We start from the raw sequence: 12,610 nt of genomic DNA on the forward strand, positions 1-12,610 counted from the left end.
TGCTGCGACAGAAGAAAGGGAACGGACAGACGTAACCATGGCAACAGAAGACACCACGTCGGTGGCGGAGCCAGCGACGACGCCCGAGCGCCGTTGGCGCGGGCTGCTGACGAACCGCGACTTCATGATCGTCTGGGGCGGGTTCACCGTCTCGTCGGTGGGCACGGCACTCTCCAACCTGGCCGTGCCGATTATCGCGCTCGGCCTCTCCGGCTCACCCACCATGGCCGGTCTCGTAGGAGCCGCACGGCTCGCCCCCTACCTGCTGCTGAACCTCCTGGCCGGCGTGTTCATCGACCGCTGGGACCGCCGCCGCGTCATGATCGTCGCGGACCTGGGCCGCTTCGCCGCGCTGGCGACGGTCCCGGTCGCCTACGCCCTGGACAGCCTGACGATCGCGCACCTGGCCGCGGTCGCCTTCCTGGAGGGCGTCGGGCATGTCTTCTCGGCCGTCTCACACCTGTCCGCCCTGTCGAAGCTGGTCCCCCAGGAGCAGCTGGCCTCCGCCAACGCCCTCAACGAGGTGGCCGACTCCGCGGCCGGCGTCGGCGGGTCCGCTATCTCCGGCGCGCTGATCGGCCTGGCCAGGAACTCCACTCTTGGTGCGATCTACAGCTATGCCGTCGACGCGGTCACCTACCTACTTTCGGGGGCCTCGCTCCTGTTCGTGCGGAAGTCGTTCCAAGAGGAACGGCCGACCGACGAACCCCGCTCCGTTATGGCGGACCTCAAGGAGGGGATGTCGTTCCTCTGGCGGCAGCGCCTGCTGCGCCTGCTCATGGTGATGGTCACCTTGATCAACTTCCTTCAGGCGCCGCTCACTCTGGCAACCATCGTCCTTGCCACCGAGGACCTCGACATCAACGCCGGACTGATCGGCCTCATTCTCGCGGCGGTCGGCCTCGGCACGGTGGTCAGCGCGTTCGCCGCGTCATGGCTGCGTGAGCGCATCAGCCTGCGCACCATGGCACTCGGCTCCGTGGCCCTGTGGGCCGTCGCGGCAGCCATGATGGCCGCCGCACCGTCGATCGTCCTCCTCGCCGTCGGCGTCCTGATCACGAACCTGCTGTGGCCGATCTTCGCGGTGTCCCTGGTGACCTACCGGCTGTCTGCCACACCGGACCACCTCCAGGGCCGCGTCAACAGCGCCTTCCGCACCCTGTCGTTCGGCGTGGAACCCCTGGGACTGGCCATCGGTGGTGTACTGATCGCCTCTCAGGGCCCACGCTTCCTGTTCTGGGGAGCCGCGGCGGGCCTGTTCGCGATCTTCCTGGGCAGCGTCGCGACGTGGCGTGGGACGCTGACGCCGGAAACGGCTGCGGCCGCCTCGCCCGAGGAGGCCTGAGGGTCCTGCTCACGGGTGGCGGTCGCGCACCACGACGCGACCCGCTTTCAGTGCTGGAAGCGGCTGATCTGCCTGTGCACCGACTGCCACACCGTCACCCACTATGGATACGCCCAGGTCCGTGGCCTGGAGTCGAGAGCCTTCGCCCACCTGACCAACGTCACCAAGATGGAAGTGGTGACAGCCCGCCGCCACATCTATGCCGCGTTCGCGACGTGGCGCCGCTCGCAGCTCACGCGGAAGCTGTACCTGAGCATCCTCACCGATCCTGGGATCACCGTCAGGCGGCCGCCCAGCACGGAGAAGCGGCCCGGTATCGCTGTGGCAACACTCGCCGCCGAGCACGACCTGCTTCGGCCGGCCCCTGTGTCCCCGGATGCGGGAGAGATCGCAGTCGAACGCGGCATCGCTCGCTCCCCCGCCTGCACGCCCGGCGCCAGGCCACCCACCGTCCGGCCCCTGTGGTACCCGCCCCGCGTGAGGACTCACCCTCGTTGCTGCGACGCCTGTTTCGCCGGGCTATCTGAGCCAAACCCGAGCCCGAGACGAGCATCTTGGCCGCACTGCCGGTCAACCCCGGGCGCAGCGTAGAGGTTTTGACATGCACCCGGCAGTGCCCGCTGCCCATGAGCCCGAGGGTCAGGACCTGCATTCCGGCTACCGGTCTCCTTGTGCGGGCATGCGGCCGCACAGCGCGGTCGGCAGGCGAGCGGCTCTGCTCATCGCTGGAATCAGCACCGCTCTCCGGCGGAGCACGGCTGGACTGAAGGCAGACCGACTGTGGCGTTTGCGGTCATCTCTGAACATGCTGCGTGCTACTGCCCCTCGGGTCCCTAGCGTGTGCTGAGGCCGGGTGGGCGGTTGCCTGCCGGTCAGTCCGGAGGAGAGGCGGGAGGCGGTCCGGGTGTCCGAGTTCGAGCTACTCGACCGGAAGGAGCGCGCTCTGCGCGCCGAGACGGAGGTCCTGGACAAGGAGATCGCCGAGATCCGTCAGCGCCGGGACGCGGTGGAGGCGACCCTGCAGCGCATCGCTGACGCTCGCGCGACCCTGGAACAGCTCCTCGCGGACGATCCCGCCCCCTGCTCGGAGCCGGAGGAAGACCGTGTCGAGCCCGGGGCCGATGACGCGGGGCCGGACGGCGGCATGGCCGGAGGCGAAGAAGCGGATACCGAAGCCAGTGCCACGGGCTGGGACCGCAGCACACCGGGGCCCGTCGACATGGAGGAGGCCCGGCGCAGGGCCGTCACCCTGCTGGCGACGTCCGGCAGGAAGATGCGCGCCCGGGCCATCGCCGAGGCGATAGGCGAGGACGTGTCGACGGCCGCCCGGGTGGAGACCACCCGGGGTCGCCTGAAGACCCTGGTGACGGAAGGGGCGCTCATGGAGGACCCGGCGGGCGTGTTCTTCATCGCCACCTCTGGGCCCCCGGCCGAGGACGCCCCTGCTCCGGAGGATGCCTCTTGAGGGAGGAGTGAGGAAGTCTCCCGTGTCGGCCTGAGTGGCCGGTGCGGGGTGGGTCGGCACCGCCGCAGCCGTGGAAGGAAGGCGGCGGTGCCGGCACGCGAGCTGCCATGAGGTGGCTCCGCGCACTTGTGAGCGTAGGCGAGATGCTCGCCCTCAGGTGACCGGAGCCACGAAATCGTCACGCCCGAACGCTTCTCACGTTCGGGCAGGTGCGGATCGAGGCTGTTGTGTCACCTATTTCTTTCTTTTCTGATGGTTCGGGGAAACAGCGGTGCGCCGAGTGCGGCACCGAGTCGGGCGACGGTGGCGACGTCGGGCCAGCAGGTCGGCGATGGCCTGCCGGTTCACCCCAGAGGCCTCGGCGAGAGCGCGCAGGCTGAGTCCGCACTCGGAGATCGCCGCGGCCAGGGTGCGGGCGATGTCCTGGACGGCGACGGCACCGGGGTCGGTGAGGTCGGCTTCGGGCCAGGTTTCCGGGTCGCGGGCAAGCTCGCGCGGCGGGGTGCGCCGTTTCATGCCGCCGACCATGCTGATGCACTCCTTTACGTGAAGATCACGGCCGCCCCATTTTCTGGCTGCTTGACCAGCCGGTGGAGTTGGTCCGTGACGTTGAATCCGCAGGTCTCCGCCCACATCCGCGACTACCGCCCCCAGCTGCCCGCCGAGCGGTGGGAGCCGGTGTCCAGTCAAGTGCGGGCGGTGGTGACGGCGGTGTCTCCGGCCACCTGCGACATTGCGCGGCGCCTGCTGTATGTGGTGAGCCGGCTGGCGGTGTGGGCGGAATCGGTCGGTCTGCCGCGCGACCCTGGGTTGTGGCTGCGGACGGAGACCATCGACCGGTTCGTCCTGTCCGGGCTGGCCGGCCGGCCCGGCGGCACCGTCCAGTCGTGCCGTTGCTGGCTTCGCCGTACGCGGGAAGCGGTGGTGTGGGTCCAGCGGGGCGAGGCCCCGCCGATCCGGATCAAGGCCGACCGCTCGCCCCGGCCCCCGTACGAGGAGCACGAGCTCGCGGCTCTGCGCCGGTGGGTGCAGCTGCTGCCAGGCCGAGCCAGGCTGGACGGTCTCGCCCTGATGGCTCTGGCCGCCGGGTGCGGACTGGCCCCCGGCGAGCTCCGTACGGTACGCGGCCGAGATCTGCGCGCCATGCCGCAGGGCATGGTGCTGGTCGACGCGCCATGGCTGGACCGCCTGGTGGCCTGCCGCGCGGAGTGGGAAGTAGCCCTCGCCGAGATCGGCGAACTGGCCGGGGATGCCTACCTGTTCCGCCCGGGAAGGAAGGTCGAGGCCGCGAAAAACCTGGTCAGTTCGTGGTCGCTCCGGCACCGCCCGCACGCGGGGCTGCCCTGCCTTGAGGCACGCCGACTGCGGACGACCTGGATCGTGGGTCTGCTGCGGCAGCGCATCGACCCCGTACTGATCGTACAAGCGGCGGGAATGAGATCGGCAGCGGCTCTCGGCCCCTACTTCCACTGGGCACCCCCGCTCTCCCCTGAACAGGCGGCCGCGCTCCTACGGGGCACACGCCCGTGATGCGACGCCAGCAGGACCCGGACGATCCGGACGCACGGATCCGGCTGCTGCGGCCCAAACCGCCGCTGAGCGGGGCGATGAAGATCCCCAGCTCCAAGGTGGGCCAGCTGCTGGCCCTTCTGGACCGCTCCGGTGTCCCCCAAGAACTGGAAGAGCTCCTGGCCGACCGACCAGGCCCCCGAGGCATCCGCCCCCGCGTGGTCCTGGCCGGGCTGCTGCTGTCGGCCTACTACACCGGCCGCGCCACCGTCGCCGATGCATGGCGGTGTCTGCACTACAGCCTGGAGCCCGCGGCCCGCTCCTGGCTGGGCATCCCCGAACATCCGCCCAAGGGCCCCTACCAGCGAATCGCCACCAGCAGGCGCCTCTACCGGGGCCTGGACGCCATCACCACCGCGCTGGATCCGGTGCGGCACAATCGCCGCTCCCGACTGCCCCTGCTCCATGCCGACTTCCACGTCGCGCTGTGGAAAGCCCCTGAGAGTCGCGCCGCCGCCGACCGCCTTCAGCGCCTGGTCAACCGCCTGGTCCTGGCCACCGTCCGCATGGCCCAGCAGCGTGGGCTCCTGCGCGGCTGGAACGGCGACGTCGGCATCGACGCCACCGGTATCCCCGTGACCGCCCGCCAGAACAGCCCCTGGCGCGGCACCGCCTCCGTCGAGATCACCGCGGGCTGGCACGCCAAGGGCGGCACCGGAGAGAAGACCTTCGGCTACAGCGCCACCCTGGCCATCGCCGCCCACCACCGCGACATCGACGACGCCCCTCCCAAGGCGTACCCGCAGCTGTGCCTGGGCTTCGAGCTCGACACCCCCACCGTCCGCACAGGGCCCAACGCGGTCAACGTCCTCACCCAACTGGCCGGACTCGGCCTGCCCGCCGGCATCCTGGCCGCCGACCGCGCCTACACCAACTGCACCCCCGCCACCTTCCAGACCCCCGTGCGACGGCTCGGCTACCGGCTCGCCCTGGACTACAAGGTCAAAGAACGCGGACGGCAGGGCAGCTGGCAGGGAGCCCCGCTCGTCGACGGCTCGCTCATGTGCCCGCTCACCCCCGCCCCGCTCATCCACGCCACCACCAGCGCCGACGACGACACCATCCGTACCCCCGGCAGCGAGCTCGCCGAGAAGATCGAGGCCCGCGAGCCATACCACTTCAAGCTCAAGCAGGGGCCCGACGCCCGGGGAGCAATCCGCCTCCAGTGCCCGGCCTCGGGCCCGTCCCCCTCGGTCAACTGCGCCCGCCGTGACCGGCTGCGGCCCCGCACCCCGGCCACGATGCCCGCCCGGATCGTCGACCTCACCGCACCCCGGGTCCGAACCGCCCACGCGGCGGCCCGCCCCACCGTCCAGATCCCCGGCGCCGAACACTTCGCTCCGCCACCGAAGAAGACGCTGCCCGGGGTGTGTTGCGCGGGCTCCATCACCGTGCCCGCCGACGCCGAGGCAGCCGACTGGCGCCTGGCCAAGTACCGCCAGGACGTCCACTACCTGCACACATCGTGGGTCAACACCTATCGGCCCATCCGCAGCCACAACGAAGGCGCCAACGGGCGCTTCAAGAGCGGGAAACTCGACATCGGCAACCCCAAACACCGGCCCGCCCCCGGCCAGGTCACCCAGGCGCTTCTCCTCGCCGTCATGCTCACGGTCGCCAACCTGGCCGTCCTGGAAACTTGGCTCACCGAACGCGACGGTACCAACGAACTCACCAGCGTCGACTTCGACGCCAGCGGCCCGCTGCCGCCACTCACCGATCCCGATGTGACGCACGCCTTGTGCCCAGGACGCCCGCCGCCGTCCGCCCGCTGACCGAGCCCACGCGGAACAACCCCACATCGCAGAAGCACGCTGATCACCACGATCGGCGTGCTTCCCCATGCCTGAAGCCAGGCGAACACGCGCAGCACGCTCGCCACGCCGCCCCGCCATCGGCACCCAGACCTCCTAGCAAGCCCAGAAACGACGAGATCCCGTCCGATCGAAGTGATCGGACGGGATCTCGTGAACCGTTCTGGAGCTATCTCAAGAACGGCCCTCGCCCGCGTCGTGGAGGAGGTTCTTCACGAAGCCCTCCGGCGCGGGCCGCTCGCCACTGAACGCGCGGCTTACGGAGCTGGCGGCGCGCGCTTCCTTGTTCGCGTACGTCCGCAGGAGCATATCGAGCCTCTGGAACGACCCGCGCAGAGCGAGGGCGAGTTCCCGGCGCTCCGGGACCGCATCAGGATGGAGCGGGCCGAGTGCGCCCGCCCCACTTCGATGTCTACTGGTCGTCGCTGACCCAGTGTCGGCCACCGCTGGGACCGGTCAGGTTGTTGTGCGCGAATTGGCAACGCGTTGCGAGCCGTTGGCAACTGTTGCATACCGCGCATCACCTTCCGCACGCTTCAAGCTTGCAGCATGCCCCAGACGGCTCCCGAAGCCCCCAGCGGAGACCTCCCGCCTCCGCCGCGCCGCCGCGGTCATCGTCCTCGGCTTCATCGGCGGAATCGCCACAGGCCTTGGCCGTACTGCCGGAGCGGAGTCCCCGGACTGGCTCCAGTCGCTGCTCTGACGCTCTCGGCCTCGGCTGACGGCACAGCGAGCGGTTGCCAACTCGGGTCGGTGCGTACTTCGCCGAGGGCGCGCCACTTCTTGAGGTGGGCGAACCCATGCTCGACCGGGGCTCGGACGGCGGCCAGCGGGGTTGCTCTTCTTGCTCACCGCCGACGACCCCCTTCTCCGGGGCCATCCGTCCCAGTGTCAAGCTGCCCAGCTCAGAGGGGGCTTCAGAATCGCCTGCGCCCGAGACCTATCCACTACCTTGCAGTGCAGGGTACCTCTGCACTATCTTGCATCGCATGGGAGTTGCGCTGTCCGGAACAGGAGGCCAGCGGCGAAGCCAGCTGCTGCGCGGAGTCCTCGACCTGTGCCTGCTGGCACTCATCGCCGAGCGCCCGCGCTACGGCTACGAGATCGTCGAGGCCCTCGGTGACAGCGGGCTGGAGCTGGTGAGCGAAGGCAGTATCTACCCGCTGCTGGCTCGTATGGAGAAGGGGGGCCTTGCCGACACCTATCGCGCGCCCTCCGCCACGGGCGGCCCGCCACGCAAGTACTACCGGCTGACCGAGGCCGGGCACGCCGAACTGGCCGCAGGCCGCGCAGCCTGGACGAGCTTCACAAGGGCCGTCGACAGGACGCTGTCGGCGGGATCCGAAACGACAGGGGGAGAATAGTGACGACTGATCAGGTTCTTGATCGTTGCCGCACCGAGTGGATGTTCAACGACATACCCGAGCCGGAAGTCGAGGACATGCTCGCCGAGTTGCGCGACCACCTCGACGACGCGGCACGCGCAGGCAAGTTGCCGACTCTGGTGGTGGGGAAAGATGTGACAGCCTTCGCAAGCACCTGGGCCGACGAGCACCGCTCCCGCCCACCGCGTCGCTCGCTGCGCGAACTCGTCCGCCATGCCTACGCGGGTGGCGCGGCACTACTGCTGGGGCACCACGTCATCGGCTGGTCTACCACGGTGGAGGTGGTCCCGGGCACGGTAGCGGCAATCGCCCTCTTCGGCGGGCTGATGACGTTCACTCCGTACTGGCGTTGCGTGCTCCACTGGCCGTTCTGGAAGTGGATGGCGTTGTCCTATGGTCTCTGCGTGGTACTGCTAGCCCTCTTCTTCATCGGCTCGGCTCCGGTCCTGCTGAACGTTCCGCTCTGGGGAACCGCTCTGTTGTTGCTGCCTGCTGTGGCAGCTGCCGTCGGCCGCGTCCTCAGGACCGAAGTGTTCCGAGCTCGATAGGGATCCCAGATTGCGAGGGCACCGTGAAGTTGCAGGTCACGGGTCTGGTGTGCGCGGGATTCGGGATGCTCGTGCTGGTCGCGGGCGGAGGGCTTCGGTCAAGATCATCGGTCACCGGGATACTTCGCGATTCGTGAGGACGGGTAGGGCCCTGCCCGGGGCGGTCGCCCAGCTCGGGTCGGTGCGCACCTTGCCTAGGACGCGCCAGTTCTTCAGGCGGGTGAAGCCGCGCTCGACCGGGCCCCGGACGGCGGCCAGTGCCTTGTCGGACAGTTTCTGCCCGCGCGTGAGCGGCCGGTTCCGGGTGGCCTTGTAGCCGGTGACGAGCGCCGGGTCGGCGTCGGGATCACCTCGGCCGCCCCGCGCAGCCTGGATGCGGGCCCAGTGCGTCGGCGGGTTGCGCTGCTTGGTGGTGCGGCCGTGGTTGGGCTTGGTGTCGGACTGGTGGTGTTTGGGGGCTGTCCCGGCCCAGGAGCACAGCTGGCCGGGGCCGGGGATGCGGGTTACGCCGCCGGTCTCGGCGGCCGGCGGCGCGGGGGAGAACTGGGTCGATCCTGGGGGTGCCTCTATGTCTTCCGTCAAGGCATCCCTGTGGGGTTTGGGGTGGTTCGGGGTTGCTGGGGTTATGCGGCGAGCTCGACGTCTTTCGGCGTTCGGGATTGGTAGAAGGTGCCGTCGCGGAGCATGGCGAACAGGACGCTGATGCGTTGACGGGCGAGTCGGAGGAGGGCCTGGGTGTGGGTTTTGCCGCGTGCTCGCTGACGGTCGTAGTAGGTGCGGGAGGCGGGGTCGGCGTTCATGCAGGCGAAGGCGGACAGGAACATGGCGCGTTTGAGCTGCCGGTTTCCGCCTCGTGGTGCGTGTTCGCCGTGGATCGAGGTGCCCGACTGCTTCGTGGTGGGGGCCAGCCCGGCGTAAGAGGCGAGGTGGGCGGCGGTGGGGAAGCTGGTGCCGTCGCCGACGGTGACCAGCAGGACGGCGGCGGTCCTGACGCCGACGCCGGGCATCGACGTCAGGACCCGGGAAAGAGGGTGGGCCTCCAGCAGGGTGTTGATCTGGGCTTCCATCGCCCGGCGCTGGGTGTGGACGGCGGCGAGCGAGGCGGCCAGGGAGGGGGTGACGATGTCGAGGGTGCCGGTGCCGGGGACGACGACGGTCTGGTCGTCGAGTGCGTCGAAGACGTCGTCGATCAGCCGCTGGGCCATGCGCGGGGCTTTCGGGCGGATCAGTTCCACGAGTCTGCGGCGGCCGGCTTCGCGCAGGGCGGCCGGGGAGTCGTAGTGCTCCAAGAGCCAGATGACGGAGGGGTGGTCGAGGCGTGGGCCCAGGACGCGTTCCAGGCTGGGGTGGAACTGGGTGAGCAGGCCGCGTATCCGGTTGGACGTGCGGGTGGCCTCGGCCGCGAGGTCCTGGTCGAAGCCGACGAGGACGGTGAGTTCGGCGGTGACCTCGTCGGTCAGTTCCAGGGAGCGCAGGGTGTGGGGCATGGTGCGGGCGGCGTCCGCGATCACCGCGGCGTCCTTGGCGTCGGTCTTGGCCTCACCCGGGTAGAGGTCGGCGATCCGGCGCATCGCCAGTCCGGGCAGGTAAGCGACCTGGCAGCCCGCATCTCGGGCGACGGTCAGGGGCAGGGCGCCGATGGAGGCGGGCTGGTCCACGATCACCAGGACGGTGCCGAACTTCGCGGCCAGCTTGTCGAAGACGGCTCGCAGCTTCGGATCGCTGTTGGGCAGCTGCTGGTCGAAGACCTTCTTCCCGGCCGGGGTCAGTCCGTGGCCGTGATGAGCGCTCTTGCCGACGTCCAAGCCCAGGAACACGCCCACGTCTACGGTGTCGAACATCGCGCCCTTCTCGGAGTGTCGAACGTGCCGGCCTCGGCAGTGGTGTCGTACTCGCGCATCCACGTTATGCAGACCTGCCGCCCGCGAACTGTCCCGCATTGCGCCGGACCGGACGGTGGCCGGACCTCTCATCAGCGTCTCCGACGGCACCTCCCGGACCCGGAGACGCCACCCCCCCCAGGCCATGTCTTCGGCAGGGGGCAGCAGTCATGCCGGGCCCGGAGGCCAGCGGCCCTCTTGCAGGACCGCGAAAAAGAGAACGGGGCGTGCAGGACCGCGTAAGGGCTGTCCCGTAGTCCCTGGCGCGCGCGGCGTCAGCTACGGCACCTCGCCGCGTTGTCGGAACGCCCGCGTACATCCCGCATGCGGACGTCCCTCCTTTCGTCAGGCCGGTGGGCACGCAGGAGCGTTGAGGAAGAGCGGAAGCTCCTGATAGGCGGGTTGCCGACCAGCTTCAACCTGTCTGTCCGGAGCTTCACGTGCTTCTCTATCCATCGGGGATCGATCTGTCCAGCTCGACCCTGCGTTACCTGTCCGAGCTGCTGACAGCCCGGCGCCGTGAACGTGGCACGCGATGGTGCTGCCTGACCGCGGACCGACAGGCCCTGCTCGTCCTGGCCCACCTGCACTGCCGGCATACGTATGCCCAGCTCGCGTCCGGCTTCGGGATCGGGCTGGCCACCGTTTACCGGTACATCGCCGAGGCGGTCGAGGTCCTGGCCGCCTGCACTCCCACCTCCAGCAGGCCATGACCGTCGCCGCCAACAAGGCATTCGTCATCCTGGACGGCACATTGCTGTCCATACCGCATCGCCGCTGACCGCCCCTACTACTCCGGCAAGCACAAGTGGCACGGCATGAACGTCCAGGTCGTCGCTGATGCCTTCGGACGCCTGCTCTGGGCCTCACCTGTCCTGCCAGGTGCCGTCCACGGCATCAAGGCCGTACGCACTCACGGGATCATCGAAGCACTGACCAAAGCGGTCTTCCGAACGTGGGCAGACAAGGGATATCTGGGAGCTCGCGGGACGATCCTGGTGCCTTATCGGGACCGCTGGAGCACGCTTCCGACCGGGAAGCGGGCGGTGCACTCCTCCCGCGACAGGATCCGAGCCGTCGGCGAGCAGACCAATGCCACCCTGAAAGTTGGCGGCTCCTGCGCAAACTCCGTTGCGGCACCACCCGCATCACCGGCATCGTCGAGGCCGTCCTGGCCTTGCACCTCGCCACGTCGGCCTGAGGTCGGTGCAGTTCCTGATGCCGTGGACAAGAGAGCAGCGCCGCCAGCAAACAACATCAAGGGAGCCCTCTCACCGTGGCAGACGTCAGAGTCACCTATGACGAGACAGTGGACGCAGCGTACGTGTACCTCACCGAACCGCAGTCCCGCGCGGAGTCCGCGCGCATGTATCCCTGCGCTTCGGCGGACATTGACGCCATGATCAACCTCGATTTCGACGAGCAGGGCCGTCTCATCGGCATCGAGGTGTTGGCCGCCAGCTCAAAATTGCCCAAGTACCTGCTCCAGTCCGCAGAGCGGCTGGACACCGAAGACTCATGAACAGTCGAGCACCGCCCTGGCGGTGGTGGCCAGGTCCGCGAGTCGCGCTTCGGCCTCGGCCGGGGCGGCGGTCAAGTGCTGGATCTGGTCGCGTAGTTCACCGGCCCGGGCGGTGGTCTCGTCGTGCTGGGCCTGGAGGCCGGCCAGGAACTCGGTGACGTTCACGCGGCCAGCCCGAGCGTGTCGCGCCAGGCCGGAGACGGCGTGGTGAGGCGGCGGGCCATGTTCGCGACCGAGGCTCAGTAGACGCGTGAGGCGGAGGTGTCGGGCCGGTGGTCGTACTCACGGGCGAGGCGGCGGTGCAGGGCTTGGCGGGCCGAACGGAGAGGAAAGGGCCTGGACATCGGGCGGCCACCCGAACACGATCTGCGCCGGATCATGGACGCCATCCTCTATGTCGACCGGACCGGGATTCCCTGGCGGTATCTGCCTCACGACTTCGCCCCATGGGAAACCGTCTACGGATACTTCGCCGCCTGGCAGAAGGACGAGGTCTTCGACCAGCTCAACGGTCTCCTGCGGCAACTGGTCCGGAAGCCGAAGGCCGCGACGCCGAGCCGAGCGCCTGCGTCCTGGACGCCCAGAGCATCAAGACCTCAGCCAATGTGCCCTCGGCCGGCCAGGGCATCGACGCGGGCAAGAAGATCGCAGGCCGCAAACGGCACATCGGCGTCGACACACTTGGCCTTTTTCTGGCCGTGCTGGTCACCGCCGCCAGCGTCTCCGACAACGCCGGCGGCATCCATCTGCTCTCAGGCATCGCCGAAGGCCACCCCCGCATCACCAAAGCCTGGGCCGGCACCGGCTACCGCACCAAGGTCATCGAGCACGGCGCCCGCCTGGGCATCGACGTCGAAGTCACCCGCCGCGACCCTGCCCAGAAGGGCTTCAAGGTCATCCCGCGACGCTGGGTCGTCGAGCGGACCTTCGGCTGGCTCATGCACCGCCGCCGCCTCGCCCGCGACTACGAGACCCACCCCCACCGCTCCGAAGCCATGATCAAGGTGGCCATGGTCGACCTCATAAGCCGACGGCTCACCCGCGAATCGCCCCCGAACTGGCGCGACACATGACCACTCGCC

At 69.1% G+C, this 12,610-nt stretch carries 11 protein-coding genes and 3 pseudogenes; 9 read left to right on the plus strand and 5 right to left on the minus strand.

What is annotated here, in order from left to right:
- Positions 1-37: 37 nt before the first annotated feature.
- Together RI138_RS31820 and RI138_RS31825 are read left to right on the plus strand one after the other, a co-directional pair.
- Complete coding sequence (locus RI138_RS31820) at positions 38-1,345, plus strand: MFS transporter (protein ID WP_311122702.1); 1,308 nt, start codon at positions 38-40, stop codon at positions 1,343-1,345.
- A 904-nt stretch (positions 1,346-2,249) separates the two neighbouring features.
- Positions 2,250-2,810 carry a hypothetical protein gene (locus RI138_RS31825; RefSeq protein WP_311122703.1) on the plus strand — a complete coding sequence of 187 codons (561 nt, stop codon included), beginning with the start codon at positions 2,250-2,252 and terminating at the stop codon, positions 2,808-2,810.
- A gap of 234 nt (positions 2,811-3,044) precedes the next feature.
- Here RI138_RS31825 and RI138_RS31830 read toward each other — a convergent pair whose 3' ends face one another.
- Positions 3,045-3,338 (minus strand): XRE family transcriptional regulator, encoded by a 294-nt coding sequence (locus tag RI138_RS31830; RefSeq protein ID WP_311122704.1) that lies wholly within the window; start codon positions 3,336-3,338, stop codon positions 3,045-3,047.
- A gap of 75 nt (positions 3,339-3,413) precedes the next feature.
- Between RI138_RS31830 and RI138_RS31835 the strand changes: the two genes are divergently transcribed.
- Both RI138_RS31835 and RI138_RS31840 read left to right on the plus strand, forming a co-directional pair.
- Positions 3,414-4,340 carry a hypothetical protein gene (locus RI138_RS31835; protein WP_311122705.1) on the plus strand — a complete coding sequence of 309 codons (927 nt, stop codon included), beginning with the start codon at positions 3,414-3,416 and terminating at the stop codon, positions 4,338-4,340.
- Positions 4,340-6,154 carry a hypothetical protein gene (locus tag RI138_RS31840; RefSeq protein WP_311122706.1) on the plus strand — a complete coding sequence of 605 codons (1,815 nt, stop codon included), beginning with the start codon at positions 4,340-4,342 and terminating at the stop codon, positions 6,152-6,154. The genes RI138_RS31835 and RI138_RS31840 overlap by 1 nt, the downstream gene beginning before the upstream one ends.
- A 779-nt stretch (positions 6,155-6,933) precedes the next feature.
- Here the strand turns inward: RI138_RS31840 and RI138_RS31845 are convergent.
- Positions 6,934-7,029: pseudogene (locus RI138_RS31845) on the minus strand (IS5/IS1182 family transposase); the annotation flags it as partial.
- A 153-nt stretch (positions 7,030-7,182) separates the two neighbouring features.
- On the opposite strand from RI138_RS31845, the gene RI138_RS31850 reads away from it, so the two are divergent.
- Entirely contained in the window at positions 7,183-7,557 is a 375-nt protein-coding gene (locus RI138_RS31850) for a PadR family transcriptional regulator (protein WP_311122707.1), read from the plus strand.
- The gene (locus RI138_RS31855) at positions 7,557-8,126 is read left to right on the plus strand and encodes a hypothetical protein (protein WP_311122708.1); all 570 of its coding nucleotides are present in this window, start codon (positions 7,557-7,559) and stop codon (positions 8,124-8,126) included. Before RI138_RS31850 ends, RI138_RS31855 begins: the two co-directional genes overlap by 1 nt.
- A 111-nt stretch (positions 8,127-8,237) precedes the next feature.
- Here RI138_RS31855 and RI138_RS31860 read toward each other — a convergent pair whose 3' ends face one another.
- Both RI138_RS31860 and RI138_RS31865 read right to left on the minus strand, forming a co-directional pair.
- Positions 8,238-8,708, minus strand: a complete 471-nt coding sequence (locus RI138_RS31860; protein ID WP_311122709.1) for a transposase — start codon at positions 8,706-8,708, stop codon at positions 8,238-8,240.
- A gap of 41 nt (positions 8,709-8,749) precedes the next feature.
- Positions 8,750-9,967, minus strand: a complete 1,218-nt coding sequence (locus tag RI138_RS31865) for an IS110 family RNA-guided transposase (RefSeq protein WP_311122710.1) — start codon at positions 9,965-9,967, stop codon at positions 8,750-8,752.
- Between the two features lie 479 nt (positions 9,968-10,446).
- Between RI138_RS31865 and RI138_RS31870 the strand changes: the two are divergent.
- Together RI138_RS31870 and RI138_RS31875 are read left to right on the plus strand one after the other, a co-directional pair.
- A pseudogene (locus tag RI138_RS31870) lies at positions 10,447-11,207 on the plus strand (transposase family protein).
- Positions 11,208-11,282: 75 nt separating this feature from the next.
- Positions 11,283-11,528: a DUF2283 domain-containing protein gene (locus RI138_RS31875; RefSeq protein WP_311122711.1), complete on the plus strand. Its 246-nt coding sequence runs from the start codon at positions 11,283-11,285 to the stop codon at positions 11,526-11,528.
- Here RI138_RS31875 and RI138_RS31880 read toward each other — a convergent pair.
- Entirely contained in the window at positions 11,523-11,693 is a 171-nt protein-coding gene (locus tag RI138_RS31880) for a hypothetical protein (protein ID WP_311122712.1), read from the minus strand. The genes RI138_RS31875 and RI138_RS31880 overlap by 6 nt on opposite strands.
- Before the next feature lie 141 nt (positions 11,694-11,834).
- Between RI138_RS31880 and RI138_RS31890 the strand changes: the two are divergent.
- Positions 11,835-12,601, plus strand: a pseudogene (locus RI138_RS31890) (IS5 family transposase); the annotation flags it as partial.
- Positions 12,602-12,610 lie beyond the last annotated feature (9 nt).

This window comes from Streptomyces durocortorensis (assembly GCF_031760065.1).
GTDB lineage: Bacteria > Actinomycetota > Actinomycetes > Streptomycetales > Streptomycetaceae > Streptomyces.

What these genes read in the sequence shown, in the direction of transcription:
- RI138_RS31820 (WP_311122702.1), top strand. Translation starts at nt 38, where the DNA reads ATGGCAACAGAAGACACCACGTCGGTGGCGGAGCCAGCGACGACGCCC.
- RI138_RS31830 (WP_311122704.1), bottom strand. Translation starts at nt 3,338, where the DNA reads ATGGTCGGCGGCATGAAACGGCGCACCCCGCCGCGCGAGCTTGCCCGC.
- RI138_RS31840 (WP_311122706.1), top strand. Translation starts at nt 4,340, where the DNA reads ATGCGACGCCAGCAGGACCCGGACGATCCGGACGCACGGATCCGGCTG.
- RI138_RS31850 (WP_311122707.1), top strand. Translation starts at nt 7,183, where the DNA reads ATGGGAGTTGCGCTGTCCGGAACAGGAGGCCAGCGGCGAAGCCAGCTG.
- RI138_RS31865 (WP_311122710.1), bottom strand. Translation starts at nt 9,967, where the DNA reads ATGTTCGACACCGTAGACGTGGGCGTGTTCCTGGGCTTGGACGTCGGC.